Consider the following 17,258-nt stretch of genomic DNA (forward strand, 5'->3'; position numbering starts at 1 on the left):
AACAGCTGCGACCTGAGCCGAAGGATCTCGGCGAAGCCGCCACCACACCCCTCGAACCCCGAACCCTGAACCCCATACCTTGAACCTTCCACTCTATTGCTTTATAATAAAGTGGTCAAATTTCATATCATTGACAACGAAGTCCATGGCAAAGTAGTTTTGCTGTGGACTTTTTTGAAGCGAAGGCTTCAGGAGGGAAAACTATGTACAGTATGGCAGCACCCCATGCGAAGGGGAAAAGCGCAGAGGATAATATTTTTGCGGCAAACAACCGCGCGATCGCGCTGGCGGAGAAGATCGGCACAGAGAATGTGGTGAATGCGACCGTCGGATCCATTCTGGATGAAGATGGCAGTCTGGTCGTGCTGGATGTGGTGAAAGAGGCTCTCTCCGCCCTCACGCCGAAGGAAATGTGCGCATATGCACCGATCCAGGGGTATCGCGCCTTTCTGGATGCCTGCATCGACCAGTGCTTTGGCAAGTCGCGTCCGGAGGGCTACATCGATGCCTGCTCGACCCCCGGCGGCACGGGCGTGCTGCATCATGTGGTGCATAACTACTCGGAGGTCGGAGACGAGGTCCTCATCTCTGACTGGCACTGGGGCGCCTATGACAGCCTGATCGATGACAACAACCGCAAGGTGCGCACTTTCTCTCTTCTGACAGAGGACGGTCATTTCCATGCGGCAGATCTCAAGGAGAAGGTGGAAGATATCCTCTCTCGTCAGGACAATATCGTCATCATCCTGAATGGCATCGCGAACAATCCGACGGGCTATTGCCTCTCAGATGAGGAATGGCAGGCAGCCATCGATGTATTGAAAGAAGCGGTCAAGGATGAAACGAAGAAGGCGATCCTGGTTCCGGATGTGGCATACCTCGACTACAGCGGCGAGAAGGAGGAATGCCGAAGATTCTTCCGTCTCTTCGGCGGCCTCCCGAAGAATATTCTGACGGTCTGTGCCTACACCCTGTCCAAGGGCTTCACCATGTATGGCCAGCGCATGGGCGCGATGATCGGGATCTCCTCCGATAAGGATGTCATCAAAGAATTCGTAGACATTAACCAGTACGCCAGCCGTGCGACCTGGTCGAACTGCAACAGTGCAGCGCAGAATGCGATGATCCGCATCTGCCGCGACGATGAAAAGATCAAAGCGCTCGACGCAGAGCGCGCCAAGTATTTCCGCCTCATTCAGGACAGAGCGGCGATCTTCATGAAGGAAGCGAGAGAGGAAGGCGTGAAATTCGTCCCCTACATCTCCGGCTTCTTCATCACCATCCCGGTCACCAAGTCCCAGGCGGTCTGCGACTATCTGGAAAAGGAGCATGTCTTCATGGTACCGCTGAAGAAAGGCATCCGCCTGGCCGTCTGCTCCGTCTCCAAACCTAAGATGGCCGGTCTTGCCCACAAGCTCGCCATCGCGATCAAAGAAGCAGGCGCAGAGCAGTAGGGGGGAGACTGAGAGACTAGAAGACTAGAAGACATCAGATTCCTGTATTGTCATTTCGAGCGAAGCGAGAAATCTTTGTTATTCGCGGTTTAGTGGTCGATGTGTGGAACCCCCAAACGGGAAGCCTGCCATCCGCAGACCTTCAGGCATCGCCGTTTACAAAAATCGAAGTTTGGGTACTGCCGTATATCGCTTGCTTGAAACGCATTTCCCCACTCTTTTTCATACCGCCAGCGCCCTATCCGCCCCTGCGGGGCACCTTCCCCTCGAGGGGGAAGGCTTTGTTTCGAAAATACCGCTATCCCCAGCCAACCTCCGCCCCTTCGGGGCACCTCCTTCCATAGGAAGGAGGGAGTGCACTTGTCAACAAAAATTGGACACGAAACTAAAAAAATTAGGCATAAAAATTGAATACTTGTACAAGATACAGTGAATCTTCCAACATCGTCTCGGGAACCGCCAGACACTTTATGCCAACTACAACTTGAATAAGTTCAGCATTTAGAAATATGGCGTTCTCGGTACTGCTTCGGCGTCAAGTAGCCCAATGTATAGGCTGGCCTATATTCGTTAAAGAAATGGATGTAATCATCCACCTCTTCCGCGATGGACTTCTCTCCGGTCACGTGCAAGTCCATGAACATCTCGGCCTTAATCCATCCATTGACAGATTCCATTGCAGCGTTATCTGTCGGCGTTCCGGCACGTGACATCGACCGGGTAATGCCGTACATGGGCAGCAGGTCGTTGTAGGCCTTAGATGCGTAGACAGATCCCTGGTCCGTGTGCAGGATCATTTGGTGTTCTGGATGTTGCTCCTTCCATGCAATCAGATCTCTCAGCCCACTGATATAGGTCATGCGGTCGCCACGCTTTGCCGAAAGGGAATAGATGACAATCTCATTGTTCCAGAGATCCATGTAAAGAGTCAGTTCGTAGTAGGCGCCCTTCACATAAAACGCTGTCATATCGCTCACGATGCACTGCATCGGCCCGTCAATCTGCATCTCTGACAGGAGCAGATTTGGGAATATCCGTGCCGGATCTCCAGCCTTCTTGTAGCGGTAATGCTTGGACTTGCTCTTGATTCCCGCAATCTTGCAACACTTATGAGCATAGGGGTCAGACAGGACAATGTTTTTGTCTAGGCGTATCTTGGCATTCAGCCAGCGGTAACCATGCGACGGATACTTCGAGTGGTATTCTTGAAACAGCCTGACATTGCTTGCAAGGTTCTTCTCTCTTTCCGAAGGATGGGAGAGATGCTTCTTCCATGCGTAGAAACTGCTCCGCTGGATGCCCATTGCTTTACATAGGATCTTTACTGGGATTTCTCCTGACAGCTCCATAATCACTTGGTAGTCTTGCTGGCGTATAGAATTACCGTACCATCTCCCTTCACCTCGTATCCTTTTTTTAACCTTGCTTCTGTGATCCTGGCCTTGATCAGCTCCTGGATCAATTCCTCCTTTGTCATAGATTTCAGTTCATCCAGCTCTACCGGCTCTTTCTTGAAAGAGAGTGCGCCGATGGATCTCTGACCGTGTTTGGGCGGCAGCCGATTGACATCCCGATACATTCTCATGTAATTCCGTGCGGTCTGCTCACTAATGCCATATTCTTCCGCGGCTTCATACCGACTTATTTCGCTGTAGTAAATTCGTCGACCGATGTCCAATCTTTGTTCTTTCGTGTACTTCATGGTAAACCTCCTGTCCAGTAAGGGGGACGCTCTGTCCAGTGCTTATTTTGCACTGCCTATGCAGTGTACACTGTATGTCTAAAGATTACCCCCTCTGTGTCCAATTTTAGTTTACCACTTCAGGAGTGACCGCACGAGCCCCTTCCTTTGGAAGGGGCTGCCGAGCGCAGCGAGGCGGGGTTGGCTTACTTTTTTGCGGCGCTCGGGTGCTCTCGTACATTGTTTGCTTGAAACGCATTTCCCCACTTTCTTTCATACCGTCAGTGCCCTATCCGCCCCTGCGGGGTACCTTCCCCTCGAGGGGAAGGCTGACGATACGAGGGAAACCTTCTATCAAGAGACCTTCGGGCATCGCCCCATATATATTCGCGGCGCTTCTATATTTTATGCGCAGCACCAGCACTCCTCACTCCTCATTCGAGCAGCACTTTCATCCATAATCCAGAGGCAGCACGCCCCACGGGCTAACCCTGAACCCAACAACAAAAAAGCCGAGATGAGCAAACCTCATCTCGGCTTTTTGCATACGATTTATTCTTCTGCCAGCACGTCCTTCATGATGGCGACCGCTTTCTTCAGCTGCTCCATAGGGATATTGAGCGCTGGGAGGAGGCGGATCTTTTCTTTCGCCGTGAGGACGACGACGCCTTTGGCGAGAAGCTTTTCTACGATCGGTCCGACAGGTGTGACCGGTTCGATGCCGAGCATGAGGCCCATGCCGGCGACGGATTTCACGCCTTTGGCGCCTTCCATTTCCTTTTTGATATAGTCGCCCTTTTCCTTGACGGAGGAAAGGAGAGTGTCATCGATCTCCTTCAGGATGGAGACCGCGCCGGCGCAGGCGATTGGGTTGCCTCCGAAGGTGGAGCCGTGGGTACCGTAGGTGAAGACGTCCTGCGTCTTTTCGCCGAACATCGTCGCGCCGATCGGAAGACCGCCGCCGAGGCCCTTGGCGGTGGAGACGATATCAGGCTGTACGTCGAAATTCATGTAGCCGTAGAGCTTGCCCGTGCGGCCATTGCCGGTCTGGACTTCATCGACGATGAGGAGGATGTCATGCTCCTTGGCATACTTGTTCACGCCTTCGAAGAAATCCTTGTCGAGGGGATGCACGCCGCCCTCGCCCTGGATGGACTCCATCATGACGGCGCAGACATTCGGATTCTTTTCACAGAGGTCGATGAAGGCAGGAAGGTCATTCGCCGGGGTATAGAGGAAGCCTTCGGTCAGCGGGAAGAAATTCTGATGAAAAACGTCCTGCCCGGTCGCAGCGAGCGTCGTGACGGTGCGGCCGTGGAAGCCATTGATGAGGGTCACGATGACGTTGCGATCCTTGCCGTACTTGTCGATGGAGTACTTGCGCGCGCCTTTGATGGCACATTCATTGGCTTCTGCGCCGGAGTTCGAGAAGAAGACCTTCTTCATGCCGGTCTTTTCGCAAAGCAATTCGGCAAGCTCTGCATCGGGCTTCGTATAGTACAGGTTCGAGACGTGGTTTAGCGTGTGGAGCTGTTTTTCCACAGCAGCCATCCATGGTTCGTGGGCAATGCCGAAGATGTCGACACCGATCCCGCTGCCGAGGTCAATGTATTCCTTGCCGTCCTCGTCTGTGAGGATCGATCCCTTGCCGCTCACAAAGCAGACAGGGTAACGGTGGTAGGCATGTGCGATGTATTTCTGATCTTTTTCGATGGTATTCATAGATAGGCTCCTTTGAGGAATGGTTCAATGGGTTCATGAGGTTCTGAAGGTGCAATGGGGGCGATGCGGCGCATGAAAATATGGAAGCGTCGTAAATTTTAGATGAGCGGTACTCCCGTATCGTCATAAGGGCCGAAGTGGAGGAATCTTTTTCGTTTGCGGTTAGTTATGACTGTTAGAGGAAGGGAAATGGGAAACACCGTACGATAGGAAAGCTGGGGAAACGCTGATTAAATCTGACAACGATTTAATCAGTGTTTCCCTGGAAATACGGCGTTTCATGCATAGGGATATCGAGAGAATTTTTCAAAGGAATACAACAAAGATTCCTCGGCTGCGCTCGGAATGACGATACGAGAGGACGATAGCTTCACTTACTTTTTCTCTCGAGTCTTGGCTTGGGCGGAATTTCTAATCCCTAATCCCTAGTCACCAGCCACCAGCCACCAGCCACTACTCTACAAACATGGTCCCAAGGCCTTCGTTTGTGAGAAGCTCGATCAAAAGAGCGTGGGGGACTTCGCCATTGATGATGAAGACCTTCTTTACGCCATCCTTGATGGCATCGGTGCAGGCATCGACTTTGGGGATCATGCCGCCATTGATGGTGCCGTCCTTTTTGAGGGCTTCTGTCTCTACGACAGTCAGCTTGTGGAGGAGGCTGTCTTTATCCTTCGGGTCTTTCATGACGCCGTCGATGTTGCTCATGAAGACGAGACATTCGGCATTCAGCGCCGCGGCGATCTTGGTAGCAGCCGTGTCTGCATTGATGTTGTGCGGCTGTCCCTTGTTGTCGATACCGACGGAGGAGATGACGGGGATGAATCCGGCGGAGAGTGCGCTGTCGATCACACCCGTGTCGATATGATCGATCTCTCCCACGAGTCCCAGCTTCTCGTCCTTGGTATGGACCTGGATCATATTGCCGTCGATGCCGCAGAGGCCGATGGCTTTTCCGCCTAGGGCGCTAAGGTAGGCGACGAGGCCTTTATTGACTTTGCCGGCGAGGACCATCTGCACGACGTCCATGGTATCTTTATCGGTGACACGAAGACCATTCTCAAAGTGCGACTCGATCTTCAAAGCGTCCAGCATGGCATTGATGTCCGGGCCGCCGCCATGGACGAGAATGACATTCACGCCGATGAGATGGAGAAGAAGGATGTCCTGCATGACGTTTTTCTTCAGGACGGGGTCTGTCATGGCATTTCCGCCGTACTTGGCGACGACGTATTTGCCGGTATATTCTTTGATGTAGGGGACGGCCTGTGTCAGGATCTCCGCCCGAATGGCGTTGTCTGTAATCATATAGAGATGCTCCTTTGTATAGGTTCCGTGTTAGGAAAACGCTGATTCAATCTGACAACGATTGAATCAGTGTTTCCCTAGCTGCGGGCTCACACTTTGATCTTGTCTTTAGGTTCTGCTTTCATGAAAGACCGCTGCTGTCCATCTGATGACATCGAATGCCCGGAGGGTTTAAGGGTAAGGGTTTGGGGACATCCGGTACATTCGGTGCCAGCAGATGGACAGCAGGAGGGAAAAATGCGGAATGGGGGGGACTTCCTTCGCAGAGTGAGAAGTCAGATGTCTAGTCCACCACGAGCCCTGTTTCCGGAGGAAGACCCAGCATGATGTTCATGCACTCGATGGCAGCACCGGAGGCGCCCTTGCCGAGGTTATCAAATAGGGATACGACCTGAATGCGTTCATCGTTGCCGGTGATGTAGAGGGTCATGGAGTCTTTGCCCGCATTTTCATTGGCGGCGAGGAAGAGCGCATTGGTTTCCTCGGTCGAGAGCGGGGAGACTTTGATGAATTTCGAGCCCTTGTATTGTTTTTCAAAAATGGTATGGAAGTCTTCCAGCGTGATGTCGCCGGGAAGGCCGCAGGGGAGCTGGAGGAATCCGGTGTGGAAACCGACCGTGACTTCCATGCCGGCGTAGTAATCCGCGACGATGGGCGAGAAGAGCGGTGTCTCGCAGAGCTTGCAGACCTTCATGATCTCCGGAAGATGCTTGTGCTTCTGGGAGAGGCCGTACTGGCGGGGAGAGGCGAGCGGAAGCGTCTTTTCCTCTTCGTATTCCTTGATCATTTTTTTGCCGCCGCCGCTGTAGCCGGTGAGGGATACGATGTGGAGCGGGTAATTGATCGGAAGGACGCCTGCGTGGACGAGCGGATACAGGATAGAGATCGCGCCGCTGGCGTGGCAGCCGGGGACGGCGACCTTCTGTGCTTTGCTGATGGCCTTGTACTGCTCGGAAGAGAGTTCAGGGAAGCCGTAGACCCAGTCTTCCTTGGTGCGGTGGGCCGTGGAGGTGTCAAGGATGCGAATGCCGGTGCCTTCGGTGGCTTTCACAATCTCGCGGGAGGCATCATCGGGGAGACAAAGGAACATGAGATCTGCATTCTTGGCATATTCCACGATGGTGGGGATATCTTTTCTTTTTTCATCGGGGAGAGAGAGAAGCTCGATGTCGCTTCGGGAAATCAAACGATCGTGCAGTCTCAGGCCCGTGGTCCCCGATTCACCAACAATGAATACTTTCGGCAGTTTTTGCGTAGTCATAATGATTTCCTCCTCTCTTACTTTTCGATGGGATAGTCAGCAAAGGTAGCGACCATGACGGCTTTGATGGTGGGCAGGCGGTTCGCTGCTTCCTCAAAGATGAGTGAGAATGGGGCTTCGAAAACGTCGTCGGTGACTTCGATGCCGTCCAAGCCGAAACGCTCGTAGATGTCTTTTCCGACCTTGGTCTCTGTATTGTGGAAAGCAGGCAGGCAGTGGCAGAAGACGGTGTCCGGATTTCCTGTGTTCTTGATCATGTCCATGGTGATGCGGTATGGCATGAAGAGCTTGATGCGCTCGCCCCAAAGTTCATAGGGGTCGCCCATCGTGACCCATACACCGGTATAGATGACATCAAGGCCCTTGACGCCTTCTACCGGATCGTCGGTGAAGGTGAAGGTCGCGCCTGTCTTCTTTGCGATCTCCTTGCACTTGGCGGTGAAGTCATCCTCCGGGAAGAACTGGGCAGGTCCGATGATGCGGAAGTCCATGCCGGCAAGCGCGGCGCCTGCCATCAGGGCGTGCGCCATGTTTGACTGGCCGTGTCCGACATAGGCATAGGAGATCTGGTTCAGCGGCTTTTTGAAGTGCTCCTTCAGGGTGAGGAAATTCGCCAGTGTCTGTGTCGGGTGGTCATAGTCGGTGAGGCCGTTCCAGACGGGGACACCGGCTTTTTCGGAGAGTTCTTCGACAGCACTCTGGTCGAATCCGCGGAATTCGATGGCATCAAACATGGAGCCGAGCACGCGGGCGGTGTCAGCGATGGATTCTTTCTTGCCGATCTGGCTTCCGGTCGGGCCAAGGTAGGTGGTGTAGGCTCCCTGGTCACGGGCAGCGACTTCGAAAGCGCAGCGTGTGCGGGTGGAGTCTTTCTCAAAAATAAGGGCAAAATTTTTGCCCTTTAATGTCTGGGCTTCTTTGCCTTCTTTTTTATCTTTTTTCAGCTGGGCTGCAAGGTCCAGGTAGTAGGCGAATTGCTCGGGCGTATAGTCGAGCATCGTGAGGAAGGATTGATGTAAGACTGGATTCATGGTGGGATCTCCTATGGGGGGTAATGGGTTCAATGGGTTCAGGGTTCGCTCGTGGGGTGCCTCGTCCACTGATTGTGGATGAAAGCTTTGCTCGCCAGTTAGGAGTTAGGAGTTAGGAGTGCTGGTGCGGCGCATAAAAATATGGAAGCACCGCAGAGTATAGATCGTGGCGATGCCCGAAAGTGGCATTTAGTCGCCAGTCACCAGTCACCAGTCACCAGTCACCAGTCACCAGTCACTCGAGGCTCCTAATCCCTAGCTACTAATCCCTCATCCCTGCTTTCAAATTTCGCGTGGTTTATGTGATTTACTTATTCAAAGCCTCGATCGCCGCTGCGGCTTCCATCGTGACGCCTAAGGGGAGGATCGATTCATCAATGGCGAAGCTGGCATTGTGAAGGGCCGGGGTGCCCGGTTTGCCGGTACCGAGCCACAGGAAGGCGCCGGGGAATTTTTCCAGATAGGAGGAGAAGTCTTCCGCGCACATGGACGGGTACTGCGGCTGGGTCAGGTGCTCTTCACCGACGTAGGTCTTTCCGATCTCCTGCAGGAACTGGATCTTTTCCGGTGTATTGATGGTGGCGCTGTGGCCGCGGACGTAGTTCAGCTCCGAGTGTGTGCCAAACATCACATCGAGCCCCTTCAGGATCTCACTGAGGCGCGCTTCCATCTTGTCGCGCAGCGCCGGTGTGTAGGTACGGACGGTGCCTTCGAGGTAGGCATCTTCGACGCCGACATTGTAGCGTGTGCCTGCATTCATAAGGCCGATGGTGCAGACGACGTTTTCCATCGGGTTCATCTCTCGGGAGATCAGGGACTGCACGTCGATGATGAAGTGTGCGGCAGCGACCAGTGCGTCGGTGCCGTTGTGCGGCTGTGCTGCATGGGTGGATTTCCCTTTTACATGGACGTAGAAACGATCCGAAGCGGCCATGAGATTGCCCGGCTTCAAGCCGATGACGCCGACGGGGAGCTCCGGCCAGACGTGAAGGCCATAGATCTCAGAGACATCATCGAGCTTGCCGCTTGCTGCGATGTGACGGCCGCCTCCGATCGCTGCCTCTTCTTCGGCTGGCTGGAAGACCAGCTTGACTGTCCCCTTGAGCTGGGACTTCATCTGGTTCAATACGGCGGCCGCTCCGAGGAGGATCGCCATGTGGCTGTCATGGCCGCAGGCGTGCATCTTGCCTTCGTTCTTCGAAGCGAAGGGAAGTCCTGTCTGCTCGGTGACGGGCAGTGCATCCATGTCCGCACGGAGAGCGACGGTCTTGCCGGGCTGCTCGCCTTTGATCGTGCCAAGGACGGCAGTGCCAAAGAAGCCTGTCTCGAATGGGATGCCGAGCTTTTTGAGCTCTTCTTGAATGTAGAGGGAGGTCTCTTTTTCTTCACCGGAGATTTCCGGGTAAGTATGGAAATGGCGGCGCCATGTCACGACTTGTGGTGTGATCTCATTGACTTTTTCTTTGATTTCTTTTTCAAACATGAGTGATTCTCCTTTGAGGAAGAAAGCCGGTTTATGCATGTTATACAATTCTATTCATCTCTAAGAGGTGAGAATTTCTTGAAATATTGGGTTAAACGAGCCTTCTTCGTAAATAGCTTTAAATTGAATTGTGATAATTATACAACCAAGAGAATAAACATGCAAGAGGAATTTAGAATATTTTTTGGTACCGATCTGGGAGATGGCAGCGGTTGGATCGTCCTTGCTGAGATGCTTCGAAGCCTTCGATGCGGATGCGCTAAAGCGCCACGTCTCACTTGCAAGGATGAGCTTTCTAAAGGAAGAGGCAGCGCGGTGCGGTGAACGCCAAGGTGCTTTTCCATTTCCTTTCTGCAGGATATAGACGAAGTATGATATAATAAAGCCGCTATGCAGGCACCGAGAGAACGGACAATCGAACGAAACAGTCATGGGAGAGACGCTTGCAGCGTTCTCTTTTTTTATGCCCGGCTAGACGCCGGAAGATGCGAAATGCATGAGGGAATGGATTTCCCCAGAGCCTGCTAGGGAAACACTGATTAAATCGTTATCAGATTTCATTCTTGGAGTTTTATACAGAGCGAGGAGACATTCGACGCGAATAGCGAGCTATTTAAGGAGAATGTCGACGACACTATGTATAAAAAGCCATATGAAATCTGATTCTGCGATTTAATCAGCGTTTCCCTATATACATACATATAATATATACAGTCAAAAGGGCGAAGAACGCCCGGCGTACCCATGAGCGCACAAGGAGGAGCTATGTACGACACATTCACAGAACTCGGCGTAAAGCCGGAAATTTTGAAAGCCGTAGAGGATATGGGCTTTGAAGAACCGACTCCCATCCAGAAAGCCGCTATCCCTACCGCGCTTACCGGGAAGGACCTGATCGGGCAGGCACAGACCGGTACCGGCAAGACGGCTGCTTTTGGCATTCCGATCCTGGAGCGGATCGACATTTCCGGGAAGGGACCGCAGGCCGTTGTCCTCTCGCCGACCCGTGAGCTTGCCATCCAGTCTGCGGAAGAGATCAACCATCTTGCCCAGTACCTGCCGATCCATGCACTGCCAATCTACGGCGGACAGGATATCGAGCGCCAGTTCAAAGCGCTCAGAAAGCACCCGAATATCATCGTCGCGACCCCGGGCCGTCTGATGGACCACATGAAGCGCGGCACCATCGACCTGTCTCATGTGCAGATCCTCGTGCTCGACGAAGGCGATGAAATGGTAGATATGGGATTCATCGATGACATCCGTACCATTCTGGCTGGCATTCCGGAAGAACGCCAGACCATGTTCTTCTCTGCGACCATGCCTGCACCGATCCGCGAGCTGGCGGAAACCTTCCTGAAGGAACCGGAGATCGTGAAGATCAAAGCAGCGACTGTCACCATCGATCTTATCGAGCAGGAATACATCGAACTGCCCGACCGTCAGAAATTTGATGCGCTCTGCCGTCTGCTCGACATGCAGGATCCGGAGCTTGCTATCGTCTTCGTCCGCACGAAGCGCCGCTGTGATGAAGTGACCGAAGCCCTGAAGAAGAGAGGCTATATGGCCGAAGGACTTCACGGAGACCTTTCGCAGCAGAAACGAGACACCGTAGTCCGTCAGTTCAAGGAAAGCACAATCGATATCCTGGTAGCGACCGACGTCGCTGCCCGTGGTCTTGATATTTCCGGCGTCACCCACGTCTACAACTTCGACATGCCGCAGGATCCGGAGATCTACGTCCACCGCGTAGGCCGTACCGGCCGTGCGGGACAGACGGGACTTGCGACGACCTTCGTCATTTCCAGAGAAATGGGCCAGCTTCGTGACATCGAGCGCGTCATCCGCCGCCGCATCAAGAGACGTGCAGTCCCGACTCTCTCTCAGGTCATCGAAGGAAATCAGAAGGCAGCCATCGAAAGTCTCTCGGATACCGCACAGGCAGGGGGGCTCGAAGACTATAGAGAAAGCGCCGAAGATCTTCTGAATGATGTTGACTCCATCTCTCTCGTCGCTGCAGCGATCAAGCTCCTCACCAAGCAGCCGGACGTCACCCCGGTCAATATCACCGAAGAGCTCCCGAATTTCCGCAGAAGAAGAGGCAATGGCCCGCGCCGCCACTTCGATGGCGGAGACCGCCCGAGAAGACGCTTCCACGGGGAAGGCCGCAATGGGGCAGAAGGTCGTGATGGACGCCGCTTCGATGGACGCCGCCGCCGTTTCGATAATAACAAAAACGGCCGCCGCGATAACCGCGGGAAGGACAGCAAGGGCGCCCATGAATCGAATTTCAAGCCGTACTTCAGAGAAAGCAACTAAGGAAATAGTGTGGATCAGAAAGCCCCCCTCGAAGGGGGCTTTTGTGATGGAGAAGAGCTCCTCTTTTTCATGCAGCTTTCCGGATCCGTTCCGTATTGAAACTTTCTATTGACATTTCCTCTAAGAGTAGTAAAATCAGATATACAATAAAAGATGAAAGGCAGAGAACAGGACAGGATCGATTGTGAGGAAGTTTCAGAGAGCTGCTGGATGGTGAAAAGCAGTACCGGTCATGATGGATGATCATCCCCTGTGAGCCCCTTTTTCGAACGGAGTAGGGAAAGGCGCAGATCCGCGTTAGGGATGAATTGAGTATAATGTAGGGTGGTACCGCGCATGTCGCCCCTACTTCCGAAAGGAAGTGGGGGCGTTTTTGTTTTTCCGAAAGGAACGCGGACTGCTGCATTTGAAAGCTGGGATGAGCGGCTAGGGATTAGACTAGGAGACATCAGACATCTGACTTCTATCCCCCAGCCTTCGGGCATCGCCTCATATAAAATGCGGCGAAGCCGCCACCGCAACCCTGAACCCTGAACCCTGAACCCTGAACCCTGAACCCTGAACCCTGAACCCTGAACCCTGAACCCTGAACCCTGAACCCTGAACCCTGAACCCTGAACCCTCTGTCTCATTCTTTTATAGAACAACAGGCAATACAGAAGACATCGTCTTCTTATTTTGAAAGGAGAGATTGCTATGGCAATTCGTTTTTCTGATGTACTCGAACAGATGGGTCCTTCCGACCTTGGTCCACTCCTGGCTTTGACCGCGCAGCCGGATATCATTTCCTTCGCAGGCGGTCTGCCGGCTCCGAAGACCTTTCCGCTGAAGGAACTCACCGAAGTCGCTGTCAAGGTCCGTGAAGAAGATGGCGCCGGCGCTATGCAGTACGGCCCGTCCCTCGGCTTCCTCGGTCTGCGTGAAGCCATCGCTGATCGCATGAACAAAATGTACATGCCGATGGGGATGGAAAAGGTCGAAGCCAAGAACATCATGATCGTCACCGGCTCTCAGCAGGGTCTTGACATTACCGGCCGTGTCTTCCTGAACAAAGGCGACGTCGTTCTCTGTGAAAGCCCGACCTACCTCGGCGCTATCGGTGCCTTTGATTTCGAACAGCCAAGATACATCGAAGTCCCGACCGATGATGACGGCATCATTCCGGAAGAACTGGAAAAATATCTGGAATCCACCCCGAATGTCAAATTCATCTACGTCATTCCGAACTACCAGAACCCGACCGGCCGCTGCATGTCCCTCGAACGCCGCAAGAAAATGATGGAACTCGTCACCAAGTATGAGATCCCGGTCTTCGAAGACAACCCCTACGGCGATCTGCGTTTCGAAGGCGAAGAGATCGCTCCGCTCATCACCATGGATCCGAAACACCTCGTCATGTACTCCGGCACCTTCTCCAAGACACTGGCTCCCGGCATGAGACTCGCATGGATGGTCTGCAATGATGAGATCCTCGCGAAGATGGATCTCGTCAAAGGATCCACCGATCTTGCTACTCCATCTGTCACCCAGCGTGAAGTCGCTATGTACATGAAGAACTATGACTTCGAAGGCCACGTTCAGGATAACTGCAAGCTGTATGGACATCGTCGTGACGTCATGTGCAATGCCATCAAAGAATACTTCCCGAAGGATGTCAAATGCACCTATCCGCATGGCGGCCTCTTCCTGTGGGTCGAACTGCCGGAAGGCTGCAATTCCCGCGACCTCTTCAAGTACGCACTGGAAAGAAAAGTCGCTTACGTACCAGGCGATGCTTTCTTCCCGGAATCCGGCAAGAAGAACTTCTTCCGCCTGAACTTCTCCTACAATGATGACGATGTCACCGTAGAAGGCGTAAAGAGACTCGCTGATGCGCTCAAAGCGTACCTCGCTGATCAGAAATGAGCGAGAAACGCTGATCTGAAGGGGCTGTGAAGAAATGAGGATTCATTTCTTCACAGCCCCTTTTTACTTTGCTTTCATTTGGTTCAGGGTTCAGGGTTCTCGTGGCGGCTTCGCCGCCTTTTTTAGAAGATGGTATTCTCGTATCGCCACCTTCCCCTCTAGGGGAAGGTGCCCGAAAGGGGCGGATAGGGTGACTATGGCATGAAAGACAGCTCGGATAAGGTTTCCCTGTCACTCCTATGAGAGCTGCAAGTCCCCCGCGGCAGATGGAACGCGAAAATGAGATGATCGTTATTTCACATCGCCTTTTTGCGAGCCTTGCAAAGGAAGAAAGGGGGCGCGGGCCTCCCCTTTGAAGCGGCATAGCAGGAAGGGAAATGGCATGGGGCGGTAAAGAGCTGCATCTTCCCATTGTGGAAAACGGCTGCATGCCCTATACTTACTATGTTGGTGACAGGTGAGGGGGCATCTCCCGCAGCTGTCTCAGAGCCTTTGTGATAGGACCTTTTCTTTTTGTGCGGATCCCGCATGTCTCGTTTTTATCGCCCGGGAGGCAAATATGCCATTTACTTTGACCTGCCACATGTGTGGACAGAAGCTCACCCTTTTCGATCTGGATGTGAAGAAAAGGAAGGGGACGATCCGATGCAATCACTGCGGGGCTAAAATCAATTATGATCTGGACCAGAGAAAGATCCAGCAGTCCGGCTTCTGGGCGGAGCGGGAGCCCGCTTTCGACCCGCGGGCGAAGAACCGTCTCATGCAGCAGATCGAGCGGGAAGAAAAGAGACGGGGAAAAGCGGTGGAGGCGGAGAGCGCAAGTGCGAAAGCGCCGCAGCATACGTTTGCCGAGAGCCCCTTTGCAGCGAAGGCAGGCTTTGCGAAGTTTGACCTGAAGACCGGAGAAATCGTGGGAGCTGGCGTTACGGCGAAGACAGCGCCAGCTGCGCCGCCAAAGTCACGCGGAGGCGAGAAAGAGATTTCTTTCAAGGCTGTCGACAAGAGCCATCAGAAGCGCACCATCCGCGCTGTGGAGAGCAGCGTGGCATCTGCGCATGCGTCTGAGCCGAAGAGCGAGAAGACCTTCACCGCGCCGCCTCGCGTCGTGACGAGGACTGCGCATCGGAATATGACTCTTGTCCGGCAGGTGCAGAAAGCGCAGGCCGTCAAGCAGCCCGTGAAGATCTCCCGCGTCCAGTCCTTCTGGCAGAAGGTGAAGAGCTTCTTTGCGTTTGGGAAGAAGTAGCTGGTGACTAGAGACTAGTGACTAGGGATTAGTAGCTAGGGATTAGGTTTTCGATACGAGAATACCGCTAATTTCAAACCTCCGCGGCGCTTCTGATTTTTATGCGTCGCACCATCATTTCGCATTTCTCATTTCCCCTCAAACCTCGGACTCTAAAGTTTGAAAGCAGGGATAAGTGGCTAGGGATTAGGAGTCTCAAGTAACTGGTGACTAAGAGACTAGGAGACATCAGACTCCCGTATCGTCATTTCGAGCGCAAGCGAGAAATCTTTGTCATTCGCGGCTTAGGGAAACGCTGATTAAATCGCAGAGTCGGATTTCATATGGACTTTTATACATAGCTTCGTCATCATCTTCCTTAAATAGCTTGCTATTCGCGTCAGATGATTCCTTGCTCTGTATAAAAATCCAAGAATGAAATCTGACAACGATTGAATCAGTGTTTCCCTAGCGATCGATGTTTGGAACTCCTAAACGGGAAACCTGCTACCCACTCACTTTCGGGCATCGCCCATACATATTCGCGGCGAAGCCGCCACAACAACCCTGAACCCTTGAACCCTTGAACCTTTAATCTCTTAAACCATCCCACCGATTGTGCTATAATATCTCCATTGACCAATGGAGGATACCGCTATGTTTACCTATAAAAGAAGAGTGACCTTTTACGAGACTGACGGCATGAAGGTGGTGCATCATGCGAACTACCTCAAGTATTTTGAGGAGGCGCGGGTGGAGTATCTGCGTGCGGGCGGGCTCGACTTGAATGAGCTGATGGAGGAAGGAATCGTATTTCCGATCGTCGAGGTCAGTGTGAAATACCTGAAGTCTGCCTGCTATGACGATACGCTCCTCATCGGGACATACCTTCGCCGCGTCGATCGTGTGCGGCTGGACTTCGATTATGAAGTCGTGCGCGAATCCACGGGCGAGCTTTTGACGACCGGGCATACGGTCAATACGTACACCCATATGAAGACAGGCCGTATCGCGCGTCTTCCGAAGGAAAAGATCGAAGGCCTTGTGAAGCTCTCAGAAGGAGACAGGATATAATGGATAACAGACCGATCGGCATCATGGACTCGGGCATCGGAGGTCTTACGGTAGCCCGCGTGCTGCATGAGACGTACCCGGAAGAAGGCATCGTATTTCTCGGAGATACGAAGAGAAATCCCTACGGCGAACGCAGCCGGGATGACATTGTGCGATTCTCCTTTGCCATCAAGGATTTTCTGAAGGAGCATCAGGTGAAGATGATCCTGATCGCGTGCAATACGATCTCCTTCAATGTGCCGCCTGCTTTTTTTGAAGAAGATATCCCTGTCATCAAGATGAGCATGGAGGTGAAGATGCCGGAGGATGCGAAGCGCTTCGCTGTTTTTGCGACGCCTGCGACGATCGCGACGCATGCACACAAGGCATATTTTCAGAAAAAATACCCGCAGCTGGATTTTGTGGAGGTCCCCTGCGACGGACTGGCGGCGGCGATCGAAAGAAATGCGGACGAAAATACCCTTTCTGCCCTTGTCAAACAGGCGGCAGAGGAGTATCATGCATTAGATGCAGACACTGCGATCTGGTCCTGCACCCATTATCCGCTGATCGCTGATGTATTTAGGAAGGTGCTGCCGAAGGTACGCTTCCTTGACCCGGCGCTCCCGACGGTGGAGACCGGCATGGACATCCTCCGCGCACATGACGCGCTGGCCGGGGCGATGCAGGAGAAGGTCTTCTATTTCACCGAAGGCCTTGAAAATTCCGCGCCGCTTGTGAAGAAAATCTTCGGCGACGTGAAGGTGGAAAAGGGCGCGCTGACGCTGTAAAGGATCCGGGGCATCAAGCCTCAAG

General features: G+C 53.1%; 13 protein-coding genes. 6 read left to right on the forward strand and 7 right to left on the reverse strand.

Annotation, left to right across the window (positions count from 1 at the left end; all coding sequences use genetic code 11):
- The first annotated feature begins 203 nt into the window (after positions 1-203).
- Complete coding sequence (locus ACGG9R_RS01820) at positions 204-1,454, forward strand: pyridoxal phosphate-dependent aminotransferase (protein ID WP_390150732.1); 1,251 nt, start codon at positions 204-206, stop codon at positions 1,452-1,454.
- A 494-nt stretch (positions 1,455-1,948) separates the two neighbouring features.
- On the opposite strand, the gene ACGG9R_RS01825 is transcribed toward ACGG9R_RS01820, so the two are convergent.
- From ACGG9R_RS01825 to ACGG9R_RS01855, 7 genes are all read right to left on the reverse strand, one after another.
- Positions 1,949-2,803: an IS3 family transposase gene (locus tag ACGG9R_RS01825; RefSeq protein ID WP_287835595.1), complete on the reverse strand. Its 855-nt coding sequence runs from the start codon at positions 2,801-2,803 to the stop codon at positions 1,949-1,951.
- Positions 2,804-2,805: 2 nt separating this feature from the next.
- Positions 2,806-3,156: a hypothetical protein gene (locus ACGG9R_RS01830; RefSeq protein ID WP_287835597.1), complete on the reverse strand. Its 351-nt coding sequence runs from the start codon at positions 3,154-3,156 to the stop codon at positions 2,806-2,808.
- A 531-nt stretch (positions 3,157-3,687) separates the two neighbouring features.
- Positions 3,688-4,857, reverse strand: a complete 1,170-nt coding sequence (locus ACGG9R_RS01835) for an aspartate aminotransferase family protein (RefSeq protein WP_390150736.1) — start codon at positions 4,855-4,857, stop codon at positions 3,688-3,690.
- Between the two features lie 453 nt (positions 4,858-5,310).
- The gene (argB, locus tag ACGG9R_RS01840) at positions 5,311-6,165 is read right to left on the reverse strand and encodes an acetylglutamate kinase (RefSeq protein WP_390150739.1); all 855 of its coding nucleotides are present in this window, start codon (positions 6,163-6,165) and stop codon (positions 5,311-5,313) included.
- 283 nt (positions 6,166-6,448) lie between these two features.
- Positions 6,449-7,426, reverse strand: a complete 978-nt coding sequence (gene argC, locus ACGG9R_RS01845) for an N-acetyl-gamma-glutamyl-phosphate reductase (protein ID WP_390150742.1) — start codon at positions 7,424-7,426, stop codon at positions 6,449-6,451.
- A 17-nt stretch (positions 7,427-7,443) separates the two neighbouring features.
- A complete protein-coding gene (argF, locus tag ACGG9R_RS01850) occupies positions 7,444-8,457 on the reverse strand; it encodes an ornithine carbamoyltransferase (protein ID WP_390150745.1) in 1,014 nt (337 codons plus the stop codon).
- Between the two features lie 307 nt (positions 8,458-8,764).
- The gene (locus ACGG9R_RS01855) at positions 8,765-9,940 is read right to left on the reverse strand and encodes a M20 family metallopeptidase (RefSeq protein ID WP_390150748.1); all 1,176 of its coding nucleotides are present in this window, start codon (positions 9,938-9,940) and stop codon (positions 8,765-8,767) included.
- Positions 9,941-10,705: 765 nt separating this feature from the next.
- On the opposite strand from ACGG9R_RS01855, the gene ACGG9R_RS01860 reads away from it, so the two are divergent.
- From ACGG9R_RS01860 to ACGG9R_RS01880, 5 genes are all read left to right on the forward strand, one after another.
- Positions 10,706-12,259 (forward strand): DEAD/DEAH box helicase, encoded by a 1,554-nt coding sequence (locus ACGG9R_RS01860; RefSeq protein ID WP_390150751.1) that lies wholly within the window; start codon positions 10,706-10,708, stop codon positions 12,257-12,259.
- Between the two features lie 696 nt (positions 12,260-12,955).
- Positions 12,956-14,164, forward strand: a complete 1,209-nt coding sequence (locus ACGG9R_RS01865) for a PLP-dependent aminotransferase family protein (protein WP_390150754.1) — start codon at positions 12,956-12,958, stop codon at positions 14,162-14,164.
- A 559-nt stretch (positions 14,165-14,723) separates the two neighbouring features.
- Positions 14,724-15,410, forward strand: a complete 687-nt coding sequence (locus ACGG9R_RS01870) for a hypothetical protein (protein ID WP_390150756.1) — start codon at positions 14,724-14,726, stop codon at positions 15,408-15,410.
- 636 nt (positions 15,411-16,046) lie between these two features.
- On the forward strand, positions 16,047-16,463 hold the full coding sequence (locus tag ACGG9R_RS01875) for an acyl-CoA thioesterase (RefSeq protein WP_390150759.1): 417 nt from the start codon (positions 16,047-16,049) through the stop codon (positions 16,461-16,463).
- Positions 16,463-17,233 carry a glutamate racemase gene (locus ACGG9R_RS01880; RefSeq protein WP_390150762.1) on the forward strand — a complete coding sequence of 257 codons (771 nt, stop codon included), beginning with the start codon at positions 16,463-16,465 and terminating at the stop codon, positions 17,231-17,233. Before ACGG9R_RS01875 ends, ACGG9R_RS01880 begins: the two co-directional genes overlap by 1 nt.
- The last annotated feature ends 25 nt before the right edge of the window (positions 17,234-17,258 follow it).

It is taken from the genome of Dialister sp. i34-0019-2H8 (assembly GCF_042846925.1).
In the GTDB taxonomy this organism is placed as follows: Bacteria; Bacillota; Negativicutes; order Veillonellales; family Dialisteraceae; genus Dialister.

Bases quoted from the DNA above. Each gene is read 5' to 3' on its own strand.
- ACGG9R_RS01865 (WP_390150754.1), top strand. From the start codon at position 12,956: ATGGCAATTCGTTTTTCTGATGTACTCGAACAGATGGGTCCTTCCGAC.
- argB (WP_390150739.1), bottom strand. From the start codon at position 6,165: ATGATTACAGACAACGCCATTCGGGCGGAGATCCTGACACAGGCCGTC.
- ACGG9R_RS01855 (WP_390150748.1), bottom strand. From the start codon at position 9,940: ATGTTTGAAAAAGAAATCAAAGAAAAAGTCAATGAGATCACACCACAA.
- ACGG9R_RS01830 (WP_287835597.1), bottom strand. From the start codon at position 3,156: ATGAAGTACACGAAAGAACAAAGATTGGACATCGGTCGACGAATTTAC.
- argC (WP_390150742.1), bottom strand. From the start codon at position 7,426: ATGACTACGCAAAAACTGCCGAAAGTATTCATTGTTGGTGAATCGGGG.
- ACGG9R_RS01835 (WP_390150736.1), bottom strand. From the start codon at position 4,857: ATGAATACCATCGAAAAAGATCAGAAATACATCGCACATGCCTACCAC.
- ACGG9R_RS01860 (WP_390150751.1), top strand. From the start codon at position 10,706: ATGTACGACACATTCACAGAACTCGGCGTAAAGCCGGAAATTTTGAAA.
- ACGG9R_RS01825 (WP_287835595.1), bottom strand. From the start codon at position 2,803: ATGGAGCTGTCAGGAGAAATCCCAGTAAAGATCCTATGTAAAGCAATG.
- ACGG9R_RS01880 (WP_390150762.1), top strand. From the start codon at position 16,463: ATGGATAACAGACCGATCGGCATCATGGACTCGGGCATCGGAGGTCTT.
- ACGG9R_RS01870 (WP_390150756.1), top strand. From the start codon at position 14,724: ATGCCATTTACTTTGACCTGCCACATGTGTGGACAGAAGCTCACCCTT.
- ACGG9R_RS01820 (WP_390150732.1), top strand. From the start codon at position 204: ATGTACAGTATGGCAGCACCCCATGCGAAGGGGAAAAGCGCAGAGGAT.
- argF (WP_390150745.1), bottom strand. From the start codon at position 8,457: ATGAATCCAGTCTTACATCAATCCTTCCTCACGATGCTCGACTATACG.
- ACGG9R_RS01875 (WP_390150759.1), top strand. From the start codon at position 16,047: ATGTTTACCTATAAAAGAAGAGTGACCTTTTACGAGACTGACGGCATG.